The sequence below is a fragment of the Rhodoferax sp. RT4P68 genome (assembly GCF_056521305.1).
This window is the reverse complement of the sequence record NZ_JBWMBB010000010.1, coordinates 110,759-125,045: the sequence shown is the minus strand read 5'-3', so window position 1 is coordinate 125,045 and position 14,287 is coordinate 110,759. Positions and strand designations below refer to the sequence as shown.

The 14,287-nt window shown below is 63.8% G+C and carries 12 protein-coding genes and 2 pseudogenes; 7 read left to right on the top strand and 7 right to left on the bottom strand.

Annotation, left to right across the window (positions count from 1 at the left end):
- Positions 1–24: 24 nt before the first annotated feature.
- A complete protein-coding gene (locus tag AC099J_RS20975; protein ID WP_479617224.1) occupies positions 25–390 on the top strand; it encodes a hypothetical protein in 366 nt (121 codons plus the stop codon).
- Between the two features lie 51 nt (positions 391–441).
- Here the strand turns inward: AC099J_RS20975 and AC099J_RS20970 are convergent.
- Positions 442–805, bottom strand: a pseudogene (locus tag AC099J_RS20970) (ATP-binding protein); the annotation flags it as partial.
- A gap of 131 nt (positions 806–936) precedes the next feature.
- On the opposite strand from AC099J_RS20970, the gene AC099J_RS20965 reads away from it, so the two are divergent.
- From AC099J_RS20965 to tcmP, 5 genes are read left to right on the top strand one after another with little or no spacing between them, the layout of a single operon-like run.
- Positions 937–1,524, top strand: a complete 588-nt coding sequence (locus tag AC099J_RS20965) for a LexA family protein (RefSeq protein WP_479617223.1) — start codon at positions 937–939, stop codon at positions 1,522–1,524.
- 36 nt (positions 1,525–1,560) lie between these two features.
- The gene (locus AC099J_RS20960; RefSeq protein WP_479617222.1) at positions 1,561–2,307 is read left to right on the top strand and encodes a DUF5131 family protein; all 747 of its coding nucleotides are present in this window, start codon (positions 1,561–1,563) and stop codon (positions 2,305–2,307) included.
- 8 nt (positions 2,308–2,315) lie between these two features.
- On the top strand, positions 2,316–3,599 hold the full coding sequence (locus AC099J_RS20955) for a three-Cys-motif partner protein TcmP (RefSeq protein ID WP_479617221.1): 1,284 nt from the start codon (positions 2,316–2,318) through the stop codon (positions 3,597–3,599).
- A gap of 37 nt (positions 3,600–3,636) precedes the next feature.
- A complete protein-coding gene (locus tag AC099J_RS20950) occupies positions 3,637–6,714 on the top strand; it encodes an N-6 DNA methylase (protein ID WP_479617220.1) in 3,078 nt (1,025 codons plus the stop codon).
- 56 nt (positions 6,715–6,770) lie between these two features.
- On the top strand, positions 6,771–7,907 hold the full coding sequence (gene tcmP, locus AC099J_RS20945; protein WP_479617219.1) for a three-Cys-motif partner protein TcmP: 1,137 nt from the start codon (positions 6,771–6,773) through the stop codon (positions 7,905–7,907).
- A gap of 99 nt (positions 7,908–8,006) precedes the next feature.
- Here the strand turns inward: tcmP and AC099J_RS20940 are convergent, their stop codons facing one another.
- The 4 genes from AC099J_RS20940 to tnpA form a co-directional block, all read right to left on the bottom strand.
- Positions 8,007–8,528, bottom strand: coding sequence for a hypothetical protein (locus AC099J_RS20940; RefSeq protein ID WP_479617218.1), 522 nt, complete (start codon positions 8,526–8,528; stop codon positions 8,007–8,009).
- A 34-nt stretch (positions 8,529–8,562) separates the two neighbouring features.
- Positions 8,563–10,164, bottom strand: a complete 1,602-nt coding sequence (gene tnpC / locus AC099J_RS20935) for an IS66 family transposase (protein ID WP_479617217.1) — start codon at positions 10,162–10,164, stop codon at positions 8,563–8,565.
- Between the two features lie 70 nt (positions 10,165–10,234).
- Positions 10,235–10,582: an IS66 family insertion sequence element accessory protein TnpB gene (gene tnpB / locus AC099J_RS20930; RefSeq protein WP_479617216.1), complete on the bottom strand. Its 348-nt coding sequence runs from the start codon at positions 10,580–10,582 to the stop codon at positions 10,235–10,237.
- Positions 10,579–10,971 carry an IS66-like element accessory protein TnpA gene (tnpA, locus tag AC099J_RS20925; RefSeq protein ID WP_479617215.1) on the bottom strand — a complete coding sequence of 131 codons (393 nt, stop codon included), beginning with the start codon at positions 10,969–10,971 and terminating at the stop codon, positions 10,579–10,581. Before tnpA ends, tnpB begins: the two co-directional genes overlap by 4 nt.
- Positions 10,972–11,108: 137 nt before the next feature.
- On the opposite strand from tnpA, the pseudogene AC099J_RS20920 reads away from it, so the two are divergent.
- Positions 11,109–11,536: pseudogene (locus tag AC099J_RS20920) on the top strand (DDE-type integrase/transposase/recombinase); the annotation flags it as partial.
- 205 nt (positions 11,537–11,741) lie between these two features.
- On the opposite strand, the gene AC099J_RS20915 reads toward AC099J_RS20920, so the two are convergent.
- Together AC099J_RS20915 and traD are read right to left on the bottom strand one after the other, a co-directional pair.
- Entirely contained in the window at positions 11,742–12,365 is a 624-nt protein-coding gene (locus AC099J_RS20915) for an IncC plasmid conjugative DNA transfer DtrJ family protein (protein WP_479617214.1), read from the bottom strand.
- The gene (traD, locus tag AC099J_RS20910; protein WP_479617213.1) at positions 12,362–14,287 is read right to left on the bottom strand and encodes a conjugative transfer system coupling protein TraD; all 1,926 of its coding nucleotides are present in this window, start codon (positions 14,285–14,287) and stop codon (positions 12,362–12,364) included. Before traD ends, AC099J_RS20915 begins: the two co-directional genes overlap by 4 nt.

The following is a 14,287-nucleotide window of genomic DNA, read 5'->3' as shown; positions in this document are numbered from 1 at the left end:
GACCAGCACCGCTGGCCGATTCGCATGGTGGTCTGCGACCGCCTGGGTGATGGCGATGTCGCCGTCGCCACCTACTTCATAGTCGTATCCCATCTCGACGACCGTGATGGAACGGTGCGGGCCAGTTCGGCGAAGGCACACTCCGACGCGATGAGCTGGGCTTCCGCGGTCGCACGCGAGTCGCACGGCTGGCAAAGCCTTGTACAGGGTCCCGTAGTTGGTTTCCTTGGCCAGGCTGGTGACGTTGGTGGACTCCTCCAGGTCGCCCTTGGTGAACAGCGTGTCTTTGGTGTGCAGATGCGTGTTGATGAAACCAGGCGCTACGATGCGCCCGGTGGCGTCCAGCCTCCGGTCCTTGGGGCCTGGTTGTTGAATTCCACCGAATCCTGACCCACCTTCTCCCACCAATATTGACCCACCCGGGATAGAGCCCTGCGGGGCTCACGGTGTGGATAACTTTTTGGCTTTGGACTCCTTTTTGATGGGTTGTGCCGAGCTGTTCTTGAACCGGAGCTGTCATTGCCGGTCTCAAGGATATGGCAGTGGTGCGTGAGGCGCTCGAGCAGCGCTGTCGTCATCCTGGCATCGCCGAACAGCTGGCCCATTCGCTAAAGCTCAAGTTCGTCGTGATGATCACGCTGGTGCGCTCGTAGAGCTTGCTGAGCAGGTGGAACAGCAAGGCACCGCCCGAGGCGCTGAAGGGCAGATACCCCAACTCGTCGAGCACCACAATGTCTATGTGGGCCAGGCGGTGGGCCATCTGCCCGCTCTTGTTGCAGACCTTCTCCTGCTCCAGCAAGTTGACCCTCGCAGCGCATCCCGAGCTGACCGACTTGCTGGTGGAATGGCGCCTCTAGACGCACCCACTCGCCTCAGGGCCAGTTCGCCTTTTCTTTGATAGACCTCGCGTGCTAGACTTGATTTCGTCACGAAATCATGCACACCGAGCCCAGCAAACCCCGCCATGGTGGCACCCGACAGGGTGCCGGGCGCAAGGCTGCCTACGGCGAACCCACCAAGACGGTCCGGGTGCCGCAAAGCCTCGTTCCCGTAGTGGCAGGCCTTCTCGATGACTGCAAGCGCTCGCCGGCTTTAGCCGATGCGCCAGCCCTGAAGCCGGTCGCGACGCTTCGCACCGCCACCACGATACCGACGCTCGGGCGTAAGGTTCGCGCAGGTAAACCCACTTCCGGCGACGACTACCAAGAGGACGCGGTCGATCTCGGCAGGCACCTGGTGCGCGATCCGAGTAGCACCTTTGTCATGAAGGTGGCTGGCTGGTCCATGCGCGACGCCTGTATCTCTGATGGCGATGAACTGGTCATCGACACCGGCCTGTCTGCGGACGACGGCCGCATCGTGGTCGCAGACATTGACGGCGAACTGACCGTCAAACGCCTGAAGCGCACGGACACCGGGTGGCTGCTGCAAGCCAGCAACCCCGATTTCGCCGACATCCCCATCGGCGACAAGAACGAACTACGCATCTGGGGCGTCGTCACGCGCGTTCTTCACGCCCTCTAGACGGCTGCACTGATTTTGAAGAACTAGGAGGCCACCATGTCGCAAACAAGCCGAATCGAATGGACCGAGGCAACTTGGAATCCGACCGTGGGCTGCACGAAGATTTCCCCTGGGTGCAAGCACTGCTACGCCGAATCGATGGCCAAGCGGCTGAAGGCGATGGGCACGCCGGGCTACGAGAACGGTTTCAAGCTGACCATCCTGCCGGAGCGCCTGTTGGAACCACTCACGCGCAAGAAGCCGACGGTGTACTTCGTCAACTCGATGTCCGACCTCTTTCACAAAGGTGTGGACGACAACTACATTGCGCGAGTCTTCGACGTGATCCGGCAGTGCCCGCAGCACACCTTCCAGGTGCTAACGAAGCGCGCCGACCGCATGGCCAACTTCTTCAAGACCCACGCGGTGCCCACGAACGCTTGGATGGGCGTTTCCGTTGAGGACCGCAGGTACGGCGTGCCGCGCATCGAAGGCCTGCGCAAGGTCGACGCGCGCATCCGCTTTCTCTCGGTGGAGCCTCTTCTCGAAGACGTTGGCGAACTCGACCTGAGCGGCGTCCATTGGGTGATCGTCGGCGGGGAGTCCGGTCCAAAGGCGCGGCCGATGCAGCTCGATTGGGTCGAGAATGTGCGACAACAATGTGAGAACCAGGGAGTGCAGTTCTTCTTCAAGCAGTGGGGAGGCTGGGGAGCCGACGGCAAACGCCGCTCCAAGAAGGCCAACGGCCGCTTACTCGGGGGCAGGACCTGGAACGACATGCCTGCTCTGTCCGCTCACGTCTGAAGGAACGCATGACGCTGAAACAGTACAACTGGAAAGATGGCCCCGACCTCGTCCAGCAACACAGCGTCGCCAAGCACCGCATTCTTGAGGCCTACCTCGCCGCCTACTTCCGAACCCTAGTCAGCTCGCCGAGCCAGGATGTTCTGAAGCTGACGCTCGTCGATGGATTTGCCGGCGGCGGCCTGTACGTCCACAACGACACGCGCGAGCCCGTCAAGGGCTCGCCCTTCATCTTCCTGCAAGCCACACGGGAAGCCGAGTTCAGGATCAACCAAGACCGGCGCAAACCCGTCCAGCTTCAGGTCGACTACTTCTTCACCGAAGCTGATCGGCATGCCTACATGCACCTCGACAAGGTGCTTCGCGAAGCGGGCTACGGTAGCCGAATCGGCAAAGGCATCTACATCGATCACGCCCGTTTTCAGGACAAGGCCGACGCGATCATCGAGTTCATCAAAAAGAAGAGCCCGAAGAATGGGCGCTCGATCTTCGCGCTCGATCAGTATGGCTACAAGGAAGTGCCGACGCAGCTCTTGCGCAAGATATTCGACGCGCTACCCAGCGCCGAGGTGATCCTGACCTTCGGTGTCGACTCGTTCATGAACTTCGCGAGCGACGGCGACCAGGTCAAGGACCTGCTCGACGGGCTCGGCATACCGGACATCTTCGGTGGCCGTTCGGTCAAGGAAATCAAGTCCTCCGATCGCGACTGGCGCCTCTTCCTGCAAAGCACTCTCCACCGGCGCCTGGTCGAGAACTGCGGCGCCCGTCACTTCACGCCGTTCTTCATTCGCAACCGAGGCGGCCACGGTGACTACTGGCAGATCCACATGTCCCAGCACCATCGCGCTCGTGACGTGATGACGGAAGTTCACTGGGCGAACACCAACTACTTCATCCACTACGGCGGCGCCGGCCTCGACATGTTCCAGATAGCCGGCTACGACCCGGTGCATGACGCGAACTACCTTCAGCAGTCGGCGCTCGGATTCGAGTTCGATGACGTGGCGAAGAAGGCAACTCTCGCCGCACTGATGGAGCACATCCCACGCAAGGTCTACGCGACGGGAACGGGCATGAGCTTCAGCCAACTCTTTGAAGGCACCTGCAACGGCTCGCCTGCATCGGCCTCGCTCTACCGGGAGTCGCTCATTCGACTGGTCCAGGAGTCGGCAATTGAGGTGATCGGGATCGATGGCACCCGGCGGCGATCAGCCGCTCAGGTCAAGGACACAGACCAATTGTTGCGGCCGAGACAGCAGAGTCTCTTCCTCGGCGCCGCTGCCAATTAGGCGACACTGCCTAAACACGAACTAGAAGAACCGAACCATGCCCACCGGCAATCTCGACCTCAACGCGCTGGCCATCAGACTCGCAAACCGCGTCAACACGCGGACAGAGGCGAACGTCCAAAGCGACCTGCACGCGCTGCTCCTTGCCGCACCGCTCGAACTGGACGAGGACGACCTGGTCAACCTCGATCCCGTGCTGGAACAGCAGGCTGGTGCAGGACGACGCATCGATGTCGAGGCGGGCTTCTGTGTGTTCGAGGTCAAGCGCGATCTCCGCAAGGGGAAGATCAAGCAGGACGCAGTGGTCCAACTCGCCGGCTACGTTGTGTCGCGGACAGCGGACATGCAGCAGCGCTACGTCGGCGTCTTGACCGACGGGGCCGACTGGCACCTGTACCACCTCGAAGCAGGCGAGTTGCAGGAGGTCTCCACATTCGTGCTGGACCCGGCCAAGCCCGACGTTGAAGGCCTCATCGTCTGGCTAGAAGGCGTGCTCGCCACTGGCGAGAAGATTCAGCCGACACCGAAGGAGATCGAGCGTCGTTTGGGCGCGATCAGCCCGGCGCATGCACTCGACTACACCGAACTCAAGCAGCTGTACCTGAAGAACCGGAACGTTCCTGGCGTGCGTTTGAAGCGCGAGCTGTGGGCGAGGCTGCTGACCACCGCGTTCGGTACCGGATTCGCCGATTCCGATGCGCTCTTCGTCGAGCACACGCTTCTGGTGATCACGGCGGACATTATCGCCCACGGTGTTGTCGGCATCGACCCCACGGCGCAGGACATCTCGGCGGCCACGGTGCTGACGGGACGGCTCTTCGCGGAAGCGCAAGTTCACGGTGTCGTCGAGCCCGACTTCTTCGACTGGCTGCTCGAAGTCGATGACGGCCCGTCGTTCGTGAAGGCGCTGGCCAAGCGACTGGTCCGATTCGCCTGGCGCGATGTGGAGCACGATGTGCTCAAGGTGCTCTACGAGAGCGTGATTTCGAGCGAGCAGCGCAAGAAGCTCGGCGAATACTACACACCCGACTGGCTCGCTGACCGCGTGGTCGCCGACGCTGTTGTCTCACCGCTGACGCAGCGTGTGCTCGATCCCGCGTGTGGGTCGGGGACATTCGTGTTTCATTCGATCAAGGCTTACCTCGCCGCCGCAGCGAAGGATGGTGTCAGCGACGCCGAAGCCGTGGTCGGCGTGACATCGCACGTGTTCGGCATGGACATCCACCCCGTGGCGGTCACCTTTGCCCGGGTGACCTACCTCCTCGCCATCGGCGCGGAGCGCCTGCAGGCTCAGGATCGGCCGGCGATTTCGGTACCGGTGTACCTGGGCGACAGCATCCAATGGGGGCAGGAGCGAACGCTTTTCACCGCCAATGCACTGGTCGTGCCAACCACGAACGCCGGTGAGCTGTGGTCGACCGAACTTCGCTTCCCCGCCAGCGCCGTCACCAATGCCGCGCAGTTCGATCGGCTGGTCAGCGAACTGGCCGACATGGCGGCGGGCACGCGCGAGCCGAACTCGCCAATACCGCCGCTGAACGCCGTCTTCCGTCGCCACTCGATCGCTAAGGAGGATCAGGCCACGGTCGCGGAGACGTTCGAGACGCTGTGCCGGCTGCATGACACTGGGCAGAACCACATCTGGGGCTACTACGTGCGCAACCTCGCGCGACCGTATTGGCTTTCCCGGGAAGAGAACCGCGTCGATGTACTGGTGGGTAATCCGCCTTGGCTTGCCTACCGTCACATGACTGCCGAGATGCAGCATGCCTTTCGTCATCTGAGCGAGGAGCGCGCTCTCTGGGCCGGTGCGTCCGTGGCGACGAACCAAGACCTCTCGACGCTCTTCGTGTTGCGCGCCATCGAGCGCTACCTCGTTCCCGAGGGTCGCTTCGGTTTCGTCATGCCGTGGTCAGTGCTTCGTGGCCGTCAATACGAAGGGTTCCGTCGAGGCAGATACGAACTGCGCGACCATGTGGCCATCGCCGTTAAGTTTGCAAAGCCCTGGGACATGCACGGCGTGAAGCCCTCGTTCTTTCCGGTTCCTTCGTGTGTTGTCCTGGGAACTCGCAGCGCCGACGACAAGTGCGAAGCCTTGCCCGAGGAGGTTGTCGCTTGGTCTGGTCGTCTGTCCCGCCCGAATCTCGGGTGGGAAGCCGCTGCTAAGCACCTCAAGCATGGCGAGGGTGCGGTCACGCGTGCTATTGAACTCGCGCCGGGCACTGGTTCTCCCTATCAGGAGCGCTTCGGCCAAGGTGCCACGCTCGTTCCGCGCATGCTCTTCATGGTCGAAGAGAAAGCGGCCGGGCCCCTCGGTATGGGCGCTGGCCGCGTGGCCGTCAAGAGCCGGCGCAGCAGCAACGAGAAGAAGCCCTGGAAGACGCTGCCTACCCTTGAGGGCAGCGTTGACCGACAGTTCGTCATGAAGGTGCACGTCGGCGACACTTTGCTGCCCTTCCGCCTGCTCGAACCTCAACGAGCCGTCGTCCCCACCGATGGGTCTGTCGTGATGGACTCGACCGATGACCGCATAGCGCATTACCCCGGTCTGCACGATTGGTGGCGCAATGCTGAGACGGCCTGGAACAAAAATCGGCTCAAGAGCACACAACTCAGCCTGCGCGAGCAACTGGACTACCGCAAGAAGCTCTCCGATCAACTGCCCCTCGTTCCTGGCCGTCATCGGGTCGTCTACAACGCGAGCGGGATGTATCTCGCCGCCGCGATCGTTACCGATGCGTCGATCATCGAAAAGTCGCTGTATTGGTGTACCGCCTCGACGCTGCAGGAAGCGAGGTACATCCAAGGCGTTCTCAACACCGAGACCCTGACCAAACGCCTACGGCCGTTGCAGGCGCGCGGCGAGCACAACCCGCGTCACTACGACAAGTACGTCTGGCAGCTTGCGATCCCTGCGTTCGATCCCGACAACGAACTGCACGCGAACATCGCGTCCCTTGCGGCCGAGGCCGAGAAGCTGGCCGCGACGGTGTCGCTGCCCGTAGGCCGCAGGTTTGAGACGCAGCGACGCTTGATCCGCGAGGCAGTCTCTGGCAGCGAGACCGGCAAGCTTCTCGAACAGGCGGTCGACAAATTGCTTCCCGCAAAGAAGTAGGCGGCACTGCGATCATGTCGTCGGTCCCGAGCCTTTACGAAGGTCGAATCCCGGCCATGGTGAAGCACGCTCTGCTCAAGAGCTACCTGGAGAAGTTGGTCCTCATCATCGGCATGAACGGACGTGCCAAGGGAAGCGCGGAGATTTGCTACGTCGACTGCTTCGCAGGCCCCTGGGGTTCGGACGACGCGAAGCTCGAAGGCACGTCGATCTCGCTGTCGCTGAAGACGCTTGCAGCCTGCAAGGAGTCGCTGGCTTCGCTCGGCGTGAACGCCCGAATGCGGGCCCTGTTCGTCGAACGCGACAAGGCTGCGTTCCAGCGTCTGTCGGCTTACCTGTCGAACGACGCCCCGAAGTCGGTCGAGGCAAAGGCACTTGAAGGCGACTTCGTCGATCTGCGCAGTGATATTCTGAGTTGGGCGGGCAAGGACGCCTTTACCTTCTTCTTCATCGACCCGAAGGGATGGACGCCGATCGTGATCGACGTGCTGCGGCCTCTGTTGCAGCGTCCGCGATCTGAGTTCCTGATCAACTTCATCTACGAGTTCATCAATCGCACAGCGTCGATCGCTCAGTTCCGCGAGGCGATGCACCGGCTGCTCGGCAAGGAGGTCGAGGTCGAAGGGAAGACGCCCGATGAGCGTGAACAGGTATTGGTCGGGGCCTACCGCGAGGTACTGAGGACCTGTGTTCCCGTTGCGCGCCAACCCTTCAACGCGCGCACTGCCTACGTGACGGTGCTGCATCCGGAGAGGGAGCGAACCAAGTACCACCTCGTGTACCTGTCGTGCCACCCGAAGGGCATCGTCGAGTTCATGAAAATCTCGCAGGCCGTCGACATCGTCCAGGCTCGCGTCCGATTGGCAAACCAGCTTGAAGAGCAAGCCGCAAAGTCCGGGACGATAGACATGTTCGTCGAGCATGCGGTCGCGGAAGTCAGCGGGGCTCGCAGCACGCCGGATGATGTCGATCGGTTCTGGCGAGGCTACCTTGCCAGCGGCGAGAAGCGCATCAACCAGGCCGCCTTCGCTGACATCCTCGAAGACACGAACTGGCTCCCGAAGGAACTTCAGGCCTCTGTACAGCGCTTGCTGAAATCGGGAGAGATTGTCAATCTCGACTCGGTAGGTAAGCGCCGCACGACTCAGCCACTGCACTACGACGGGCAGGGCGAGCGGCTGAGGCTGAGCTGAATTGTTGGCGGCCCTTCGCTGAGGTCGGTCAGAGCATTGGAATTGACACTGTTTACTGCGTAATAGTCCGACGAACACCGTTGGCTACGGCGTCACCGATCAGACGTCAACGAGATGTCGAAGCAGTTCGAAGGCGACCCGCCACTTCTGGCCGTCGCAGTCCAGCGTGGCAGTGTGTTGATTGACGCGCACGATCAGGCCAGCGCGGTGCTGGAGATTTTTGTCAATGAAGGTGACGCGGTTGCCGACGCGGAAGTCGGCACGAGCGGCGACCTCTGGTGGGGGAACTGGCCTCGTGAATCCGACGTCCGGTGGCGGCGAGCCACTGTCGGTCGGCGCCGCGGTCTGCTCGGTGAGGATTGCCGCGTAGTGCACTTTGAAGGCCTTGCTGTAGCCCGCATCCTGTATGGCCACGTGGTCCCCGTGCATCCCGATGACGCGTGCCGAGCGCAACTTCCCGTCTGCCCAATGGAGGTACTGGATCTGCTGGCCGGTATGCAGCTGCGCGCGCACCTGCACGATGCGTCGTGGGTCGGCCAGCAGTTGCTCGATGACCCAGCTGAGCTGGTACAGCTCGGCGCTGGTCGCCATCGGCAACTCTTCGATCAGCTTGATGCGCATGAGCACATTCTGCCGATGGCCGCTGGGCCTGTGTTCAGGCCGCCAGCGGCATGTCCTTTGCACAGGAGTCGTCCACCCACATCGCGGCAACCGCCCATGGCAGCAACTCGTCGATACGGTTGCTCGGGTGCCCGCCGATGCGCTCGAGGACGTGGCGCAGGTAGCGCTGCGGGTTGATCCCGTTCAGCTTGGCCGTGCCCAGCAGCGTGTACATCACCGCCGCCGTGTGGCCGCCCGCGTCCGAGCCGACGTGCAAGTAGTTCTTGCGTCCGATGGCTACGCCGCGCAGGGCACGCTCGGCCGCATTGTTGTGGGCGTCGATGCGCCCGTCGCGGGCGTAGTTCGTCAGCGCCGTCCAGTGGCTCAGCGAGTAGCCGATCGCCAACGCCATCGGCGACTTCGCCGACACCTGCGCCAAGGTCTCGCTCAGCCAGGACTTCAATTCCGTCAGCACCGGCACTGAACGCGCCTGGCGCATGCGTCGTCGTCGCAGCGCCGATCGGCCGTTGACCTGCGCCTCGATCCTGAAGAGCTCGCCGATCCGCACCAGGGCCTGGTGTGCAAGCGTCCCGGGCTGGCGCTTCTGGCGCACATGGATGTCCCAGAACTTTCGGCGCGCGTGGCTCCAGCATCCAGCTTCAAGGATCCGACCGTCCGTGTAGAGCTTGTCGTACCCGGCGAACGCATCGGCCTGCAGAACGCCGCTGAAGTTCTTCAGGTGCCGCTGCGGGTGTTCGCCCTGGCGATCGGGCGAGTATTGGAACCACACCGCCGGCGGCGCCTTGTCGGCGCTGGGGCGGTCATCGCGCACGTACACCCACAACCGTGCCGTACGCGCCGTCTTGCCCTTGCCACCCAGCGCACGGATCGGCGTGTCGTCACCGTGGACCTTGCCGGCCTTCAGTACGTAGCGCCCCAACGCATCGGCCAGCGGCGTCAGCATCAGGGCGCAATTGCCCATCATGTCGGTGATGGTCGAGCGGCTCATGTCGACGCCGTCGCGGCCGTAGATCTGGCACAGCCGGTACAGCGGCACATGATCGGCGAACTTGGTCACCGCCATATGCGTGAGCAGGCCGGCGCCGGCCATGCAGCGGTCCATCGCCCGGCTCGGCGCCAGCGCCTGCGTGATCGTGTGGCAGCCGGCGCAGGCCAGTCGCGGACGCACGTGGCGCACCACGTGGAAGGTGCCCGGCTCGTAGTCCAACACCTCCGAGACGTCCTGGCCGATCTCGCGCAAGCCGCCACCACAGGCCGCGCAGCCACAATTGCCTTGCAGCGTGTGAACGACTGTGCGTCGCGGCAGGTGTGCCGGCAGATCACGCAGCCCTGGTCTGGTCTTGGGTTCGCGCTTCTTGCGCTCGGCGTCGAGCGACGACACGTTGGACTTCAATCCGTCCTCGGTGCCACCGTCGGCAGTGGGCGCAATCGCAGGTGCTGCGACCTGGCCACCAACGAGATCAAGCTGCGCGTGTTCCAGCTTCTCGCTGGAGCGTCCGTACTTCATGCGGCGCAGGTAGGTCAGCTCGACCTTCATCTTGTCGATGGTCAGCTGCGCGATCTTCAAGGCCTCGTGCGAGCGCCGCACTTCACTGCTCAATGCAGTGTTGTGTGCCACGAGGTCTGCGAATGTCATGGCCGAGACTTTGCCGGTCACGACCAGCACTCGCAACGGGACTTGTCCCGTCAACCTATTGCCGCGCCGACTACACCGCCATGCGTGGTTGCCACGTGCGTTCAGGGTGCCGCCAGTCGATGCCTTCGAGCAGCATCGACAACTGCGCAGTGCTCAACGAGACGCTCCCGCTGTCGGCCTGCGGCCAGACGAAGCGGCCTCGCTCAAGCCGCTTGGTCAACAGGCACATGCCGTCGCCATCGCTCCACAGCAACTTCACCAGGTCACCCCTGCGGCCTCGGAAGGCGAACACGTGGCCGCTGAACGGATCCTCGGTCAACGCCATCTGGACCTTCGCCGCCAGCGAGTCGATGCCGCAGCGCATGTCCGTCACGCCAGCGGCAAGCCACACCCGGGTTCCGGCGCGCGGGCCGATCATTGGCTTTGGCGCAGCGCGCGCAAGACACTGCTCAGCATGACCTCGTCGACCGTGCCGCGAAGGCGCAGTTGGGCGCCGGCGATCTCGAGCTCGATGACGCTGGGACGTGCGCCTCGGCTGGCCCCAGCGGTCGGCATTGACGAAGGCATCGCGGCGATGTCCGGCATGACGCAGACCGGCAGCAGCGTTGCGCCTGCCGGCGCCACCGCGCCATTCGCCCTGACATGCTCGCGACGCCACTTGAACAGAAGATTGGCGTTGATGCCGCCCTTCATCGCGATTGCCGCGACTGACGCGCCGGGAACCAGACTCTGCGCGACCAGGTCGTCCTTGAACGCCCGGTCGTGCAGCCGACGGGTCCGCGCCGACTCGCTTGGTTGATCCTTCATGGTGTCCACCATCTCCGTTGGTGCACACCATCAAGCGGGTGCGCACTCCATCAGGCGATGGTGCCGGCCAGCCGCAGCAGGCACAAGAACGGTACTGGTCGGACTATTACTTTACTGCGCACGCGCCACCCATTCGAGTGGGCTGGGCCATGGCGCCGACCATGCACGCTGTGCTGGTGTGCGCAGCGCTGCAACTGGCTATCGCGAAGCGCCAATCTGCGCCCGGTCTGATTTTTCATTCCGATAGGGGCAGTCAGTAAGTCAGTACGCCAGCTCGCAGCATCAAGCGATGCTGGCCCACCATGGCCTGGACGGCAGCATGAGCCGCAAGGGCAACTGCTAGGACAATGCGGTGATGGAGCGCTTCTTCTTCAGCCTCAAGACTGAGTGAGCCTGGCAGCGAGACTACGCCAACCACGCCGAGGCCATGACCGACATCGCCGCCTACATCGTGGGCTTTTACAACCGTGTGCGCCTGCACTCCAAACTGGGCAACTTGCCACCCAATGCCTTCGAGCAGCAATCGGCAATCAAACGACCCATCGTCGTGTCCGAAAATACTTGACCAGCACATTCCTTGAGTCACCGACCCGGCCAATCCCTCCATCCTTCGACCTCTTCTCGGCGAAGCAGCCATCCACGGCACGGTACTTCGAATGGCAAGTGACGGTTGCAGCGGACGTTCAACAGGCGGGTCGCGAATGACTTTGACCGGTCTGCAGCAGTCGTAGACGCGCAATGAGGAAGGAGGCCCCTGACATCGGCACAGCCTACCCGCGTCGATGGAAACTCCCCACCGCCGGCCCCAGCAATCCCGCGACGGAAACCAAAACCCCCGCCCACACCAGCGGATGCACCACCACCGGCACCACCAACCCCACGACGCTTCCACACCCGAGCAGGATCAGCAAGCAGCACCACACCGCGAACAGCTCCGGATCGTGGTGCCCGAACTCCCTGGCCTTGATGATGCGCACCCAGCCCCCATCCAGCGCCGCGGCGAGCGCCAGCGGCGCCAGCCACGGCAGCCAGGACAGTATCCCGACCAGCCGGTAGCTGGCCAGCAGCAGCACGGCATCCACCGAGCGCACGTAGGCGTTGTCGAACAGCCGCCGGTTCACGGAGACCATCTCCGCCGCGATGGCGCCGTCGATGCCGGGCGACCTGGCGGTCGGTTGCGCATTTGGCAGCGGGCTGGATCGCGCGGCATCCGACTGCAAACGCATGGCGCGCTCCAACTGCCGGTCGGCACACGCGAGCCCGCGCAGCCGGGCATTGGCCGCGTGCTCCTGCCGCAAGGTCTGCAGGATATCCCCGGGCGCGTGGACAGAGGGCACGTACAGCACCAGGACCAGCATCGCCAGCAGCGACACGATGGCGATGGCGCGGATCACTGTGCTGCCTCCGCAGGAGCTGGCAGCGCGTCCGCATCTGCATCCCTGTCCGCCCCCGGATCCAGGATCGGGAACCGCCCCTTCACGATGCGCCCGCCCGACACCGAGGCGAAGTACTGCAGGTTCGGCAGCTTGCCCAACACATCCGCCGGCACCAGCTCTTCCTGGCTTTCGCTGAGCTGCGTGGAATAGCTCGACGAGAAATCGCCCAGGTGCGCGTCGGCGCCATGGCTCAGCCCCACGCGCACGGTATGGATGGCGGTCTTGCCAAACGTCTCGACCACGAAGTCCTGCGTGGGCCGGTCTTTGGTGCGCAGCGCGATCAGGTTGTTCAGGTTGCCCAGCGCCATGCGAGCGGCGTGCTCGCTGCCCAGGCGCCGCGCCAAATCCGCCAGGGTCTGCATGGAGCAGGTTGTGAAGATGCCGCCCTCCGCACCCTTGTTCAGGATCTCGATCAGCGGCTGGTTGATCACGTTGCTCACCTCGTCGACGAACAGCGAGATGCGCCGGTATGTGCCCAGGTTGTAGCGCATGCCCGCGCGCGCGGCCTGGTCGGCCAGAGCCAGGGCGCCGATGGCCGAGGCCACCGAGGGGTCAGGCAGGGCGTCCAGGCACATGTACAGCACATGCGCGCCACGCTCGATCTTCTCGAAGTTCATGATAGGCCGCTCGTCGTCGGCGTCGAACGGGTCGGGCGACAGGCTGCGGCCCAGGTCACCCGAGGTCAGCATGGACAGAATGGGCAGCAGGTTGGCCGTGATCTTCTGGTAGTGCTCGCGGTTGTGGCGGAAGGTGCGCACCTGCGCGTCGATCACCTTGTGGCGCTGGTGCTGGGCGACTTGGTGCTCGTAGTAGGCGACGAAGGCCATGAGGTCGGCGCTCGCGGCCTCCGATGGCCGCTTCATCTGACCGCGGTGCGCCTCGTGCAGCAGCCGCCGCATCTCCGGCAGCTCGCGCCAGCCGGGGCCGAGCAGCCCATCGAAGAAGCGCCGCAGCGAGGCCTCCAGCACGGGCTCGATGCCGCCTTCGATGTACTTGGTCAGCTTGATCAGGTTCGGCCGCTCCTCGAGCTCGACCAGACCCTGCACCACGACGTTCACGGCGTCCCAGCCGAAGGCGCTGAAGGCGCCGGCTGTGTCGGGCGGCATGATGGCCTGGATGCGCGAGGCGATCTCGGTCGGCTTCTGCCAGTTGAAGGTGAAGTCCAGCCGCACGCCGCGCTCAGGGAAGGCCGGATGGAATTCCAGGAAGCAGTCGGGCTCGCGGTAGTCGGCGCAGGCCCGCTCCACCACGCGCTTGAGGCGCTGGCTGTTCTTCGGGTCGATCACGACCACCACGTCGCCGCGGCGCACCGCCTGGGTGATCAGGCAGGCCAGGGCCACGCCCTTGCCCGACTGCGTGGTGCCGACCAGCAGCGTGCCGCCCTCGAAGTTCTGCAGCGGCCGGTGCAGCGCGTGCTCGCGCGGCTCTACGCCGTGGATGTAGGGCAGGCCGATCTCGGCATCGGGCTGGGCGGACTGGCCCTGGCCTAGGAAACGCTGGAGCCAGGCCGGCACGGCCAGTTGGCGGTAGTCGACCTTGGAGAGTTCGTAGAGGCGCTGGGCGTGCACGGGCTGCCAGGCGAAGCCGAAGCCGAGGAAGACCTGGTCCGGGTCAGGGCACAGAGCGGCCATCGCTTGGGGGCCGATCACCTGGACTCGGCGGCCGCCCAGCGCGCCGCGCAAGCGCAGCACGCGTGCAGCCTGCGCAATGCGGCGCCAGGCCATGGCGAGGCAGACGGCGGCCAGTCCCACGGACGGCCCCTGCGGCAGTGTTTCCCACCACGCGACTGCCGCGAAGTAGATGCCGGTCATGACCCAGACCACCGCCGCATGCGCCTCGTACGCGGGGCGCCACGGCATTTCATAGCGGCGGGTCAGCAT

Bases quoted from the DNA above. Each gene is read 5' to 3' on its own strand.
- AC099J_RS20975 (WP_479617224.1), top strand. From the start codon at position 25: ATGGTGGTCTGCGACCGCCTGGGTGATGGCGATGTCGCCGTCGCCACC.
- AC099J_RS20950 (WP_479617220.1), top strand. From the start codon at position 3,637: ATGCCCACCGGCAATCTCGACCTCAACGCGCTGGCCATCAGACTCGCA.
- AC099J_RS20940 (WP_479617218.1), bottom strand. From the start codon at position 8,528: ATGCGCATCAAGCTGATCGAAGAGTTGCCGATGGCGACCAGCGCCGAG.
- tnpC (WP_479617217.1), bottom strand. From the start codon at position 10,164: ATGACATTCGCAGACCTCGTGGCACACAACACTGCATTGAGCAGTGAA.
- AC099J_RS20965 (WP_479617223.1), top strand. From the start codon at position 937: ATGCACACCGAGCCCAGCAAACCCCGCCATGGTGGCACCCGACAGGGT.
- AC099J_RS20955 (WP_479617221.1), top strand. From the start codon at position 2,316: ATGACGCTGAAACAGTACAACTGGAAAGATGGCCCCGACCTCGTCCAG.
- tnpB (WP_479617216.1), bottom strand. From the start codon at position 10,582: ATGATCGGCCCGCGCGCCGGAACCCGGGTGTGGCTTGCCGCTGGCGTG.
- traD (WP_479617213.1), bottom strand. From the start codon at position 14,287: ATGCTGACCCGCCGCTATGAAATGCCGTGGCGCCCCGCGTACGAGGCG.
- tcmP (WP_479617219.1), top strand. From the start codon at position 6,771: ATGGTGAAGCACGCTCTGCTCAAGAGCTACCTGGAGAAGTTGGTCCTC.
- AC099J_RS20960 (WP_479617222.1), top strand. From the start codon at position 1,561: ATGTCGCAAACAAGCCGAATCGAATGGACCGAGGCAACTTGGAATCCG.
- tnpA (WP_479617215.1), bottom strand. From the start codon at position 10,971: ATGAAGGATCAACCAAGCGAGTCGGCGCGGACCCGTCGGCTGCACGAC.